At 45.6% G+C, this 14,767-nt stretch carries 11 protein-coding genes; 8 read left to right on the top strand and 3 right to left on the bottom strand.

Annotated elements, in window-relative coordinates; all coding sequences use genetic code 11:
- The first annotated feature begins 133 nt into the window (after positions 1–133).
- The 5 genes from dgt (at position 134) to PSM36_RS12695 (ending at position 3,525) form a co-directional block, all read left to right on the top strand.
- Positions 134–1,462, top strand: a complete 1,329-nt coding sequence (gene dgt, locus PSM36_RS12720) for a dGTP triphosphohydrolase (RefSeq protein ID WP_076931239.1) — start codon at positions 134–136, stop codon at positions 1,460–1,462.
- A gap of 228 nt (positions 1,463–1,690) precedes the next feature.
- A complete protein-coding gene (locus PSM36_RS12715) occupies positions 1,691–2,092 on the top strand; it encodes a hypothetical protein (protein ID WP_154671025.1) in 402 nt (133 codons plus the stop codon).
- Between the two features lie 117 nt (positions 2,093–2,209).
- On the top strand, positions 2,210–2,773 hold the full coding sequence (locus PSM36_RS17235) for a GYF domain-containing protein (protein WP_083711051.1): 564 nt from the start codon (positions 2,210–2,212) through the stop codon (positions 2,771–2,773).
- Positions 2,774–2,791: 18 nt separating this feature from the next.
- Positions 2,792–3,133, top strand: a complete 342-nt coding sequence (locus PSM36_RS12700; protein ID WP_076931235.1) for a CD225/dispanin family protein — start codon at positions 2,792–2,794, stop codon at positions 3,131–3,133.
- A gap of 8 nt (positions 3,134–3,141) precedes the next feature.
- Positions 3,142–3,525 carry a DUF2752 domain-containing protein gene (locus PSM36_RS12695; RefSeq protein WP_076931233.1) on the top strand — a complete coding sequence of 128 codons (384 nt, stop codon included), beginning with the start codon at positions 3,142–3,144 and terminating at the stop codon, positions 3,523–3,525.
- Between the two features lie 41 nt (positions 3,526–3,566).
- On the opposite strand, the gene uvrA is transcribed toward PSM36_RS12695, so the two are convergent.
- Entirely contained in the window at positions 3,567–6,362 is a 2,796-nt protein-coding gene (uvrA, locus tag PSM36_RS12690) for an excinuclease ABC subunit UvrA (RefSeq protein ID WP_076932248.1), read from the bottom strand.
- A 208-nt stretch (positions 6,363–6,570) separates the two neighbouring features.
- Here uvrA and PSM36_RS12685 point away from each other — a divergent pair, with 208 nt between their 5' ends.
- Together PSM36_RS12685 and PSM36_RS12680 are read left to right on the top strand one after the other, a co-directional pair.
- The gene (locus PSM36_RS12685) at positions 6,571–8,640 is read left to right on the top strand and encodes a cation:proton antiporter (protein WP_076931231.1); all 2,070 of its coding nucleotides are present in this window, start codon (positions 6,571–6,573) and stop codon (positions 8,638–8,640) included.
- A gap of 105 nt (positions 8,641–8,745) precedes the next feature.
- On the top strand, positions 8,746–10,266 hold the full coding sequence (locus PSM36_RS12680; RefSeq protein ID WP_076931229.1) for a glycoside hydrolase family 10 protein: 1,521 nt from the start codon (positions 8,746–8,748) through the stop codon (positions 10,264–10,266).
- 145 nt (positions 10,267–10,411) lie between these two features.
- Here the strand turns inward: PSM36_RS12680 and PSM36_RS12675 are convergent, their stop codons facing one another.
- Together PSM36_RS12675 and PSM36_RS17745 are read right to left on the bottom strand one after the other, a co-directional pair.
- Complete coding sequence (locus PSM36_RS12675; protein WP_232001444.1) at positions 10,412–11,848, bottom strand: TonB-dependent siderophore receptor; 1,437 nt, start codon at positions 11,846–11,848, stop codon at positions 10,412–10,414.
- The gene (locus PSM36_RS17745) at positions 11,803–12,501 is read right to left on the bottom strand and encodes a carboxypeptidase-like regulatory domain-containing protein (RefSeq protein WP_232001443.1); all 699 of its coding nucleotides are present in this window, start codon (positions 12,499–12,501) and stop codon (positions 11,803–11,805) included. The genes PSM36_RS12675 and PSM36_RS17745 overlap by 46 nt, the downstream gene beginning before the upstream one ends.
- 399 nt (positions 12,502–12,900) lie before the next feature.
- Between PSM36_RS17745 and PSM36_RS12670 the strand changes: the two genes are divergently transcribed.
- On the top strand, positions 12,901–14,508 hold the full coding sequence (locus tag PSM36_RS12670) for a THUMP domain-containing protein (RefSeq protein WP_076932247.1): 1,608 nt from the start codon (positions 12,901–12,903) through the stop codon (positions 14,506–14,508).
- The last annotated feature ends 259 nt before the right edge of the window (positions 14,509–14,767 follow it).

Raw genomic sequence — 14,767 nt, 5'->3', positions numbered from 1 at the left:
AATGTCAATGATCCAATTTTTCGGATAGTTCAATTACTTAGGCGTTTTCTGCGCTCGGCAAAACAAATTTATTTGTTTTGCTCTTGCTTAACGAAAACGTTGGTGTTATCTTTGTCTATATAAACAAAATCGTATGGATTGGGAACGTTTATTATCTGCAAAGAGGTTTGGAATGGAGCATTATGAGAATGCGAAGAAACATGAACGCACGGAGTATCAACGTGATTATGACCGGTTGATTTTCTCGTCGCCTTTCCGCCGGTTGCAGAACAAGACGCAGGTATTTCCCTTGCCGGGAAGCATTTTTGTGCATAATCGACTGACACACAGCCTGGAGGTCGCTAGTGTCGGCCGCTCCATGGGAGAAAACGTAGGACGTGAATTGCGAAAAAAATATCCCGGATCAGAAGCCCATTTCGAAGAGATCGGCTCAATTGTCGCTGCTGCATGCCTGGCGCATGACATGGGAAATCCGCCGTTTGGCCATTCGGGTGAAAAGGCGATTTCCACTTTCTTTTCTGAGGGAAAGGGAGCTTTTCTGAAGGGCGAGGTGGAGCAGGAAGGGGGTCGCTGGAGCGATTTCACCTGCTTTGAAGGGAATGCCAATGCCATACGGTTGCTGATGCACCAGTTCAGGGGAAGGCGGGAGGGAGGTTTTGCAATGACCTATTCCACGCTGGCTTCTATTGTAAAATATCCTTATTCTTCGGAATTAAGCGGTGGCAAAAATAAATTTGGTTTTTTTGCTTCGGAAGAGGATGATTACCGTCAAATCGCGGAAGACCTGGGTGTAGCCAAACAAAACGAGTATCCGTTGAGATTTGTCCGTTATCCATTGGTGTATTTGGTGGAGGCTGCCGATGACATCTGTTATCAGGTGATGGATATCGAAGATGCACACAAGTTACGTCTATTAACTACAGAGAAGGCCATAGAACTGTTCCTCGGTTTTTTTGAAGGTGAGAGCCGAGAGCGATGTGTGAGGATTTTATCATACGTGACCGATGTAAACGAGCAGATCGCCTATTTGCGTTCCGCTGTGATCGGCCTGTTGGTCGGTGAATGTTCGGCACTCTTTCTTGCAAACGAAGAGCAGATCCTTGCAGGGGAATTCTCCGGCACACTTATCGGAAATGTTTCCCCTGTGATAGCAAAGGCTTATGGACGATGTGCCGAATTTGCCCTGCAATATATATATCGATCTAAAGATGTACTCGATATTGAATTGGCCGGTTACCGGATTATTGGATATCTGTTGGATGTTTTCACGGATGCCATTCGGAATCCCCAACATGCCTATTCAAAACTTCTTCTTGACAGGATTCCGGAGCAGTATGAAACCGATTCTACGACCCTTTATGGCAAAACTCAATCGGTGATCGATTACATTTCTGGTATGACCGATGTCTATGCGCTTGATTTATACCGCAAAATAACAGGAATGGGTTTGCCGGTTGTCTAATTTTGCTTACAATTTGACAAAAAACGATATTTTTTTATTTTTTATTGAAATTATTTGCTGAGATTTAATTTCTTTTTTATATTTGCATCGTGGTTTTTTCATAATAGTATTAGATTTAAGGTTAACATGTTTGGCAGAGTGTCGAGAGACATTCTGCCGAATGCTTTTAACGCTTCATATTTTTTATCTTTCCTAAACTTTTTTATTTTTGTGGTATAAAACTAAAGTATGCGAAAAATAATTTTTATTCTTTCTATTGTCTTCCTTTCTTTGTCTTTTATACAGTGCAACTCGAATGAAAAAGCACTTACAAAGAAACTTGAGGAGATGGCTGTCAACCTCAATATGTCGGCTCCGGTAATGCTCGACCAGTACACCCGGTTTGAAGAGGCTTCGGTGATACAGGGGAATATATTTCGCTATCGTTATACGGTATTGAATACATCAAATCCCGATTCGTTAGTCGAGAACGGATTACAATCATTAAAGGAAAATATCGAAAAAGAATTTTCATCGAATCCTGATCTCCGTATTTTCAAGGAGAACAATGTGACCATTGAATATGTTTACAACGATGAAAACGGGCGGACTATCCGTTCATTACAAATTACATCGGAACGTTTTCGTTAAGCAATGAGTAGAAGACGAGTTTACTCGGACTATACCGTTGCGAGAATTAACAATCGAGGAGCGAAGGCGACTCAAAACGACTAATATAATTGAAGATTACCAGTAAAAGAAAGATATATGAACCGTTATTTTTATATTGACGCTGAAGGAAAGCAAAAAGGAACCTTTTCGCCCGAAGAATTGAGACAAGAAGGGATAAAACGCGATACACTTGTGTGGACACAAGGCATGGAGCAGTGGAAACGGGCAGAAGAGACGGAAGAGTTATACTTCCTGTTTTCCGACGCGTACAAGAAGCCTCTGGCAGGTGAGGGCCAGCCCACTGTCCGGTATGACCGGCCCGGAGAATCTACCGAAACACAGCAAATTCAGCCAATGCCCAGGACATGGTTGGTGGAGTCGATCCTGGTCACCATCCTCCCGTTTATGCTTTGCAGTAGTATCCTAAGCCTCCTTGGAATTATCGGTATCGTGTATGCTGCGCAAGTAGAATCTTTTTATAACAGGGGTGATTACGCTGCTTCGCTGGAATCTTCCCGTTCTGCGGCAAAATGGACTAAGATTGCCATGTGGATCGCCATTGGTTGGATCGCACTTATCATAATAGCTATCATATTGTTTGTTGTATTTATCGGTTCCCTTTCGGGCTTTGCCGGTATGGAGGATCTGTTGAATACTTAACCGTAGAAAAATATTGTAATGGAATATAGAAATGAGCCGCCTCAAGAGCAGCAACCGTACGACATACCCTCGTTGAAACCCGGCAACTGGCTGTGGCAATCCATTTTGGCCACTCTCTTTTGCTGTATGCCTTTTGGAATTGTGGGGATCATCTATGCCGTAAAAGTCGATTCACTTTACTTTAACGGAAAATATGAAGAGTCAGAGCAGATGGCCCGGAAAGCAAAAATGTGGACGCTGATCTCCGTAGGAGCAGCGCTGCTGTATTGGATCTTATGGATAATCATGTTTGCTACCGGTAATTTGCCGGAATATATGGAGAATATTATCGAAAGCAATGCAAGCGGTTATAATTTTTAGACGCTGTTGTGCGTAAAGGGCTAAAAATAGGAATAGGTGCTGCCGTAGCTGTATTAGTTACGGCAGCGCTTTATATTTTTTACACTTTCGATCCGGAAGCACAACCTCTTTTCCCGAAATGCCCTTTTCTTCTCGCTACCGGTTATGAATGTCCGGGATGTGGGTCGCAGAGAGCTGTCCATAGTCTTTTGCATTTTAATATAGGAGCCGCATTGAAGTACAATGCATTTATGGTATTAGCGATTCCCTATATTTTTCTGGGTATTTACCTTCAATATTTTGGAGGGAAAAAACGATTCCCCGGAGTTGAAAAATTCTTTTTCGGCAGGTGGGCGGCTGTTGTCCTGTTGGCCGTAATAATTGCTTATTGGATATTGAGAAACCTGTGGTAAGTATGAACTCTCTTACAAATCACCTTTATCCCTTGCCCGTTTTAATGTAGTTTTTCCTTCAAAAAACGGCCTGTATGAGATTGCTCACATTGGACGATCTGCTCCGGGGTACCTTCACATACGACCTGTCCGCCGGCTTTACCTCCTTCCGGCCCGATATCGATAATATGGTCGGCACATTTGATGATTTCCATATTGTGCTCGATAATGATTACGGTATGTCCCCGTTCTATCAAAGCGTTAAATGCTTGTAGTAATGTTTTGATATCATGAAAATGGAGGCCGGTAGTCGGTTCGTCGAAAATAAAAACAGTTGGTTGCGCCTTTTCCTCCCCCAGGTAGTAGGCCAGTTTCACACGTTGGTTCTCACCACCGGAAAGGGTGGAGGAGGACTGTCCCAGTTTGATATACCCCAGTCCCACATCTTGTAACGGTTGCATTTTCTTCACGATTTTCTTCTCCGTTGTTCCTTTCTGTTGCCCGAAAAAGTCGATCGCCTGGTTGACCGTCATCTCCAATATATCGTGAATAGTCGCTCCCTTATATTCTATTTCCAGCACTTCGTCAGAAAACCGTTTACCGTGGCACGATTCGCATTCCAGCCGGATGTCGGCCATAAACTGCATCTCCACGGTGATGGTACCTTCGCCTTTACATTCACTGCAACGTCCTCCCTCCACGTTGAACGAGAAATAGGCCGGAGAGAAACCCATTTGTTTTGCCAGCGGTTGTGCGGCATAAAGTTTACGGATTTCGTCGAATGCCTTGAGGTAGGTGACCGGGTTGGAGCGTGATGATTTCCCGATAGGATTCTGGTCTACGTATTCCACTCCTTTCATCAGCTTGAGATCTCCGCCGATACCGTTGAATTCGGCATGCTCCAGCGCAGTACCCTTATAATGGTGTTGTAATGAATTGAAAAGCACATCATTCACAAGAGATGATTTACCCGATCCACTGACGCCTGTTACTACGGTCATCACGTTCAAGGGGAACTTCACGTCGATATTCTTCAGGTTATTCTGTCGGGCTCCCTTTACTTCGATATAGTTGTTCCATTTACGGCGGACTTTGGGTATTTCAATCTCCTCTTCACCCGTAAGGTATTTGACGGTATAGCTGTCGCTTTTCTCTTCCAACTCGGCTACATTGCCTTGGTAGATTACCTCACCTCCCAATCGACCTGCCTTGGGGCCTATGTCGATGATATAATCCGCTGCACGGATAATTTCCTCATCGTGTTCTACCACTACGACTGTATTTCCCATTTGTTGCAAGTCGCGCAATACACCGATCAGCAGATAGGTATCGCGTGAATGGAGTCCGATACTTGGTTCGTCGAGGATATAGAGCGAGCCCACCAAACTGCTACCCAATGACGATACCAGGTTGATGCGTTGGCTTTCACCTCCGGAGAGCGTATTTGAAAGGCGGTTGAGGGTGAGATAACCCAGTCCGACATTCAGGAGGAACTGCACCCGATTACGTATCTCTGTAAGAAGGCGCTCCGCAATGGCAGCATCGGTTTCGTTCAATGTAAGTTGATCAAAAAATGCCTTCAGTTCGGTGACCGGCATCACTACCAGTTCGGTGATCGATTTTCCGCCTACCTTTACGTAAAATGCTTCTTTCTTGAGTCGTGAACCTTTGCACACGGGGCAACCGGTCTTTCCACGATAACGGGCCAGCATGACCCGGTATTGTATCTTGTAGAGGTTTTTCTCAAGCATTGCGAAAAAATCGTTGATCCCGTAAATGCCGAGGTCATGTCGACCGTTCCAGAGGATATCCTTTTCAGTATCCGTCAGGTCGTAATAAGCCCGGTGGATAGGAAAATCGACTTTATAGGCATTATGTACGAATTCCTGCCTCCATTCACTCATCTTTTCCCCTCTCCAGCACTGTACGCACTCCTCCTGTACCGAGAGGCTCTTGTCGGGGATTACCAGATTCTCATCAATACCTACTACCTTTCCGAATCCCTCGCACTTGGGGCATGCACCGGCGGGACTATTAAAGTTGAACATCATCTCGGTCGGTTCTTCGAAAGTAATGCCATCCGCTTCGAAACGATTGGAAAAAGTGAATGATTCAATTCCGTTTTCACCCCAGAAACGGACAATACATTCACCATCTCCTTCCAAAAAAGCAGTTTCCACCGAGTCGGACAGCCGGTTCATTGTCGCCTTGTCGGAGGAACAGGAGAGGCGGTCGATTACCAGCAACACCTCGTTCTCCGACGGTAATTTATTCTGTTCCAGCAGTTCTTCAATACGGTAAAACTGTTCTCCTACATCTATTCGGGTAAAACCCTCTTTCAGCAGTATCTCCAACTGGTTGCGCAGATTACGCCCGTTCCGCAACTGGATATGAGACAGCACTGCCATACGTGTTCCCTCGCGATATTCCTGCATTTTAGCCACCACATCGTGTACGTAATGGCGTTTTACCTCTATGCCTGAAACGGGAGAGATGGTTTTGCCGATGCGGGCATATAACAACCGCAGGTATTCATAAATTTCAGTAGAAGTACCTACCGTGGAACGCGGATTGCGTGAAGTGGTCTTTTGTTCGATGGCGATGGCGGGAGGAATGCCGTGTATATAGTCACATTCCGGCTTGTTCATGCGTCCAAGGAACTGCCGTGCATAAGCTGAAAGGCTCTCTACATAACGCCGTTGCCCTTCGGCATACAACGTGTCGAATGCCAGTGATGATTTTCCTGATCCGGAGAGTCCCGTGATAACTGTAAAAGTGTTGCGGGGAATGTTTACGTCGATGTTTTTGAGGTTATTGACGCGTGCCCCTTTTATTTCGATCTGTTTTGAATTACTCATATAACCTTTGCTATAACCCACAAAGATAACTATTTTATCTCCAAAAAACAATGTGCATCCATCATATTCGCCAAATCTGCCGGTAAAGGTCCTGGGTGATAAAAAGAGGCCAGTCGCCCGATAAATCAAAGAAAATAATTATTTTTGTCGATCAATATGGAAATCTCACTTCCGGAATCTGTTTCCCAAAACTCTCAAGAATCACTCTATGGAAGCTTTTCTGTCAGAATTACAACATGAGTTTACTTTACCGTTTTCCAATCCGGTATTGATATTCGCGCTGCTTCTGTCGATTGTGCTTCTGGCGCCTATCCTCCTGAAACGGATCAATGTGCCGAGCATCATCGGGTTGATCGTGGCAGGTGTGATTATCGGCCCGCACGGGCTTAACTGGATAAACAATACCCATGCCGGGGTAGAGATGTTCTCTACCATAGGACTGTTGTATATTATGTTTATAGTGGGGCTGGAACTTGATTTGGGAGAGTTTATACTGCATAAGAACAGAAGCCTCGCTTTTGGATTTTATACTTTTGTTATCCCGCTGCTTGTCGGTTATCCTGTTTGTCATTACCTGCTCGGTTACAGTGCGGATGCCAGTTTTCTTACAGCAAGCATGTTTTCCACCCATACCCTGGTGGCTTATCCCATTGTGAGCCGTATGGGAATTGCCCGTAATCAGGCGGTTGCGATTACGGTGGGAGGTACCATCCTTACCGATACGGCCGTGCTGATTATTCTCGCGTTGGTTTTGTCCAACAGCAACGGGGGACTGGATGCCGGTTTCCTCATAAAATTGCTGCTCTCGCTACTGCTCTTCTCATTGATTATCTTCCTGATAGTGCCTCGCATTGCCAAATGGTTTTTTAAGAGAGCCACACCGGAGAAATATTCTACCTTTATCTTTGTACTTTTCGTGGTATTTTCTGCCGGTTTTCTGGTGGAACTGGGAGGAATTGAGCCCATTATCGGGGCATTTGCCGCGGGATTGGCGCTGAACAGGTTGATCCCTCATTCCTCGGCATTGATGAACCGGATCGAGTTCTTCGGGAATGCGCTATTTATCCCCATTTTCCTGATCTCGGTCGGGATGCTGGTCGATATCTCCGTGGTGCTGAACGGACCGCGTACCCTTATCGTAGCGTTAACGCTCACCCTGATGGCGCTCGTAGGGAAATGGCTGGCGGCGTGGGCGACGCAGAAGACATTCCGCTACTCAAATACCCAGAGAAACCTTATTTTCGGACTGAGCAGTTCACATGCGGCGGCTACGCTGGCCATCATTCTTGTGGGCTACAGAGCGGATCTGCTGGATGAATATATTTTAAACGGTACTATTATACTGATCCTGCTCACTTGTATTGTAGCCTCGGTCTTCACACAAAGAGCGGCCAAAAAGATCGCGATCAGTGAAGAGAATGAGCCCCTTATCCCCTCTTCCATGGGCGTGTTTGCCCAGGAGAAAATACTGGTACCTATCGCTAACCCTACCAATATCGGTCAGCATGTGGAACTGGCATTGTTGCTGAAAGATAAAAAATCGGTGAATCCCGTCTCCCTCCTGGGGGTAGTGCCTAATAACCAGGAGGCGGAAAAGAATATAGTGAGCTTCAGGAAACAGTTACAGGGATTTGTCTCGAGAGCTACAGCAGCAGAAGTGAACATAGATATTATCACTACTATCGACCACAATCCGGCGGATGGTATTGTGAGGACGGCACGTGAGACGATGTCGGACATTGTTATCCTGGGATGGCCGGGCAAGGCCGGGTTATGGGATAAACTGCTGGGAGAGAAGGTCGACCTGATTATCAAGAATATGGATAAGAACCTGTTTGTCTGCCATGTGGAGCGAAACCTTATTTTGAATAAACGGATTGTCGTTGTCTCGCCGCCACTGGCTGAAAAAGAAGATGGTTTCGGATTGTGGGTAAGTAAGGTGTCGAAGCTATCCTCCGAGTTGTCGATCCCCGTGTTGCATCTGGGACACCCTGAAACCCAGAAGATTATTTCCGGACAGAAGAAATCGGGAAACTTTATTTTTCAACCGTTTGTGGATTGGAGTAATCCGTTGTCCTGTGGAGATCTGATCAAAAAAGATGATCTGATTATTCTGGTTTCCGCCCATGTAGGGTATATTTCTCATATCCCGGTTTTAGAGAGTCTGCCTACACGGTTGGAGAATCGCTTCCCGCATCACAACCGTATTGTAGTCTATCCCAAACAGCACCTGGCGGATCAGTTGCTGGAGACGGAAGACCATATTTTTATTCCTTAGGATTTCAGATTTCAGATTCAAAATTCAAGATTCAAGATTTCAGATTTGACTCCGTCGATTTGCAATTCAAAATAAATTGGAAATTAGTAATTGGTAATTAATAAGATGATTCACTTTATTAGATTTAGTTTTCTTTTGCTTATTGTAGTGCTGATCACCGCTTGCGGTACTACCAAGCAATCCCTGACGCGTACTCCCGACGCAGCTCCCAAACGTGAATTTCGCGGCGCATGGGTACAGACTGTGGGTCAATCGCGTTACAGCCAAATGAACAGTGCAGCCATGAAGCATTATATTTCCGATATGGTACGGAAATTCGATGAAGCCGGTGTCAATGCGGTGATTTTTCAGATCCGTCCCGAAGCCGATGCTTTCTACCGGTCGGAACTGGAGCCGTGGAGCAGGTTTCTGACCGGTGAGCAGGGGAAAGCACCCGACGATCCCGCCTTCGATCCCCTGGCTTTTATCATCGAAGAGTGCCATAAACGGGGAATGGAGCTTCACGCTTGGTTGAATCCCTACCGGGTAAAGACCAATATTAACAATACCCTTGCAAAAGGCCATATCTATTGGAAGCATCCGGAACGGTTTGTTCAGTACGGAACCCAATTGTTTTTTGATCCGGGACTGCCTGAGAACCGGGGATTTATATGTGAAGTGGTGCGCGATATCGTTACACGCTATGATGTGGATGCCATCCATATGGACGACTACTTTTATCCTTATCCCATAGCGGGCACATCTTTTCCCGACGACAACAGTTTCAGTATGTACGCCGCTTCGCAGGGGTTCTCTCCCTCGCAGCGCGGCGACTGGCGCCGTAATAACGTGAACCTGCTCATCCAGCAGATCAAACTGACCATTGCCGGCACCAAACCGTGGGTGCGTTTCGGCATCAGCCCCTTCGGGATTTACCGAAACAAAAGGAGTGATCCGAACGGGAGCGATACCAACGGTTTGCAGAATTATGATGACCTGTATGCCGACATCAAACTGTGGGTGGAAAAAGGATGGATCGATTATAACCTGCCTCAGCTCTACTGGGAGATCGGTCATAGCGCTGCCGATTATACCACCTTGCTGCATTGGTGGAATGCCAATAATTTTGAACAGCACCTTTATATCGGGCAAGACCTGAAACGAAGCATTGATAAGAACGAGCTGAACGTAAAGATCCGCCAGTCACGCGAAATGTCTTTTGTCCATGGTAATTGTTACTGGTACGGATACCAGATACTTGACAATTTTGCAGGAGTGGCTGATGCGATGAGAACCGATCTTCATCGTTCCAGGACATTGATTCCGGCTTATACACATTTGTACAAGGGACGTCCCGCAGCCGTGAAGAAACTGACGGATGTGTATACCGAAGATATGCATTTTCTCACATGGGAATATAAAAAGGAGCTGTCGAACCCTGAATCGGCACAACGGTTTGTTGTTTATCGCTTCCGTCGGGGAGAAAAAGTGGATATCAACCGGGCAGAGAATATTGTAAAAATCACGCCTGACAATTTCTTCGTATTGCCTTATGAGGGTGGTGAAAGCCGCTACACTTATGTAGTAACCGCATTGGATGCTTTTCATAATGAAAGTAAGCCGGCAAAGACCAAGGTGAAATTATAGAACAAAGGTGAATATCAATATTGTTTTGGGTAAGGAAAAGTGTCTTGTCATGCAGATATCCATCTGGTTACAACGAAAAATTTCTCTCTTCCAAAAGAAGAGAGAACTTTTGTTGGTGTTACTTCGAAAGGTATAGAGGAAGAAGCTAAAATATATAATTTAACGCGACGGCAAAGTTTCTCGGATCTGTCGGATTCAAATAACCACCACGATAATATGCCGTATAACCGGTCGAGTCGAAGATATTGTTAAAGAATGCTCTTATGTGATAGTTTTTATACCGGTAACTTACATGAGCATTGACAGTAGTATAAGGATCGGCCATAAACGGAGGGGTATTGGGCTGTACGTCATGTCCGGGTACGACTGTATAGGTATATTCCGCGAGCGGACGCTCACCCACATAATATACACCTACCCCGAATGACAGGTTCCGTAAGCCTCCCGAGAGGATCGAATAGTTCAGCCAACCATTAGCGGTATGCCTGGTTGCATTCATTGGCGAAGAACCTTCGTGGTAATAGGGACTATCACGATAAGCAGCATCCAGATATGAGTATCCGAACACAACGTCCATATTTTCAAGTAACCTCCCGGTTAAGTCCAATTCAATGCCCTCTCTTGTAAGGTTGCCGGCTTTGATATAATACCCGGTTCCGTTACCGCTTTCGTCTAATGCCTCGTATGTAAGATTGTTGTTACGGATCAGGAACCAGGTTGCATTGAAACGTAGCCTATTACCGAACCATTCGCTTTTAAAACCGGCTTCGAACTGCTTTTCACGTGCAGGACCTACCGGTGTTTGTCTATCCTCCAGCAGTAGATTCGCTGCTCCCCGCAAAGAAGTGGTCGTCGTATAAGACGCGAAAATATTAAAGTCTTTAAACGGTGTGATGATCACGCCGAAAAGCGGGTCCCATACGTCTCCGCCGGTTGAGGAAATGGTATTGTCGCTGATCCCGCTTACCTGGCTGTAACGCAATCCGAGCGAAGCTTTCAGATATTGGTTGAACGTAATTACTTCCTGGAATAGTAATCCGTAAGCATATTCCCGTGTCGTAGTCGGTGTCCCGTCGGTTAATGTCACCGAAGGAGCTGTGTTAGGGATCCCGGCCAGCACATCAATAGTATCCACTAGCATGGAATTAGTACCAATGGTTTTCGCATTAAACCATCGATAATCAAATCCGACATTGAAGGTATGTTTGATCGAACCCGTCTGAATATCTTTTCCCATAAAATCAATCTGAAGAACCCCGTTTTTATCGTTTCTCTGGCTGCCGCTATACCTTCTTGAACGCAAATTATAATTTCCGGTGGAAGTTGCATTTCCCAATTGGGATACATGTGCCCTGACGGATTTTATATCCAGATCGGATCCGGCATAAGCCACTCTTACGCTGTATCCGTCTCCGAGATCACGGGTGACATGCGCCATATACGATAAGGCATTGCTTATCTGGCGATCGGTAGAAAACCCGAGGAATTTGTCATGAGGCATTTCGTAAATATTATTCACGCTGTCGGCGCTCAGGTTCACAGTTCCCTGGTCGGGAGTACGGGAATCGTGCAGGTAATCCATTTCCAGTCGGTTAGAAAGCCTTGTCCCCTGAAATCGGAGTGAATTCTTACGCCGTTCTTTACCACCGGAATACCACGGTAACCTCTTGATGTCAGACTTTCGGATGTATTTCCGTAAGTGGCGAATGTTGTCAGGCCGGGCGCATTGCGTACCGCATCGTTCAATGTGAGTGCACCTTGTTCGGCAATCATTTTGTGGGAGATTACCGAAATACTTTGTACCTGTTCATCCAGCCGAAGCGGGATACGGGTAAGCGCATCCATTTTTTCAGGTCTTTCGCGACGTGCCCCGAATACTTCTATTTCCGATAATATATTTCTATCGGGCTGTAACCGGAAATTGATCTCTTTCGTCATTCCTTCCTGAAATTCTATTTCCCGTTCAATCGACTCGAATCCCACATAACTCACCACCACTTTATATTGTCCGGCAGGTACACGGTCTATTTCGAAGTTCCCGTCCCAGTCGGTATCATCACCTATGCCTAACTGCTCGATAAAAACAGTAGCGCCAACCAATATCCGGTTGTTATTATCATAAACTTTGCCTTTAAAAGTGCTGTTTTGTTGTGCAAAAACACTTAAATTAACAATAAAGAGAAAACCGAGAAAGAAAAATAACGTCTTTATAGCGATTAATGATTGTGTATCCATATGCGTATGACTTTTAAAATTTGTATACATTACGGGGAGTATACCGGTAATAAATGACCTTGCTCCCTCCTTCAATCTACAAAGGAATAGGAAAAGATAAAAGGAGACAATCCCAAAAACATATGATTTTGAAGTAGAAAAAATCCCATTATTTAGGGATATTCAACCCCCATCGTCCATCCTGTCCGGAAATCATATATATTCCTTCCTATCAATAAATATCGATTTTATTCAACGGTGATGAGGTAAAATCGTTTTACGGATGTTATCTTTGTACCCATATTAAAAAGAGAACGGATGATTGAAAACGAAGGCTTTCGTAAAGTGAATGAACCGAAAGCTACCCGGTCGGAGCTTTCTCACAGTGAAGATACGGCCGGTCATAATGAACATTTTCCGATGATCGCCAAAACACTGGCGGAGTTGGAAGATGTGCTGGCGGAAGAGCTGATCGCACTGGGTGCGGACAATGTGGAGTTGGGTACCCGGATGGTGTCGTTCACGGGCGACAAGGCGCTGATGTATAAGGTGAATGTGCATTGCCGTACGGCGCTGCGGATTCTGAAACCTTTTTATACCTTTAAAGCGGAGAGTGCCGATGAGGTATATGAAGCGGTGAAACAATTCAACTGGGATGATTACCTCTCGTTGGATACTACGTTCTCCATCGATGCCGTAGTCTTCTCACATATTTTCACTCATTCCAAATTTGTGGCATACAGGGTAAAGGATGCTATTGCCGACTGGTTCAATGAGAAGTATGAAAAACGTCCTTCGGTAAGCGTGTCTAATCCCGATATCGTGTTGCATATCCATGTGGCACATAACAAATGTACCCTCTCGCTTGATAGTTCGGGGGAGTCGCTCCATAAGCGGGGTTACCGGGTAGCACAGGGAGACGCTCCGCTGAACGAGGTACTGGCGGCCGGCATGATCCTGAAATCGGGCTGGAGAGGGGAGTGTGACTTTATCGATCCCATGTGTGGTTCCGGAACGTTGCTGATCGAAGCTGCCATGATTGCGCTGGGTATCCCTCCTGGTATTCACCGGCCCCATTTCGCTTTCGAAAAATGGAAAGATTTCGACAGTGAACTTTTCAGCACTATCTATAATGATGATTCGGGGGCACGGGAATTCAATCACCGGATTATGGGGTTCGATATTTCTCCCAAAGCCATTGCTATTGCTGAGAAGAATGTAAAGAATGCGGGGCTGAAAAAATATATTGATCTGGAAGTAAAACCGTTCCGGCAATTCGCTGAAGCGCCTGCACCCGAAGGTATTCTGATGACCAATCCTCCTTACGGGGAACGTCTTAAGGTAGAGGATCTGGACGAACTCTATTCGATGATCGGCGAGCGGTTAAAGCATGTCTTTCCGGGATACCGGGCTTATGTGTTAAGTTATAGGAAAGAATCATTCGATGCGATCGGTCTCAAGCATTCCACACGCTACTTCCTTTATAACGGTGCGCTGGAATGCGAGATGCGCGAGTACGAGATCTTTTCCGGCAAGCGTGATGATCGCCCGGTAAAGGGAGCACCCCGCAGCAGGGGCCGCTCGGACGGCTATGATGCGCACTCTGAAAGGAATTCCAGAGAGGGTTATCGTCGATCCCAACGTGCTAATGAGACCGGAGAAGAGAAATCACGGGATGAATACCGCCCTAAAAGAAGTGATGATGATCGTAACCGGGACAAGCCTTTCAAATCCGATAGACCATTTAAACCACGCAGGTCGTCCTCCAATCCTGACAAACCATTCAGATCGGATACACCTTTTAAGTCACGCGAGCGTTCCGCACCTCGTGGAGAGGGCCGGCGTGAAGTCCGTTCCGGCGATCCGGGAGACAAACCCTTTAAATCCCGGGAACGTTTCTCTCGCGAAGAGGGACGAGGGGGTCGCTCTGACAAACCAGGAGCTAAATCTTTTAAATCCGATAAGCCGTTCTCCGGTAAAAAATTTTCTGATAAGGATGCTAAACCGAGAGATTTTAGGAAAAAATGATTACATATCGTCCAACGTAAGACAAGTTGTTTCGATAGTTCCAGTTCCAGCTCTCGGTTATAAAATTTCATACGATTATAATTATTTGTTTTATCGCCGTCGTTATTTTCGCGGTAGTGGAATTTATACCCATCCACCCATTCACCTCGGTGTGAACTTCTTTCGGGGGTAGATATGTGTAGATTTCAATTTTGAAATTCCACTTTTTTAATTATCTTTGCCTCATAGAAATGTAAAAAGTGCTGAAAACAATCCGCTC

Origin of the sequence: Proteiniphilum saccharofermentans (genome assembly GCF_900095135.1) — a bacterium.
Classification (GTDB): Bacteria; Bacteroidota; Bacteroidia; order Bacteroidales; family Dysgonomonadaceae; genus Proteiniphilum; species Proteiniphilum saccharofermentans.
This window is presented reverse-complemented; position numbering and strand designations above follow the sequence as displayed.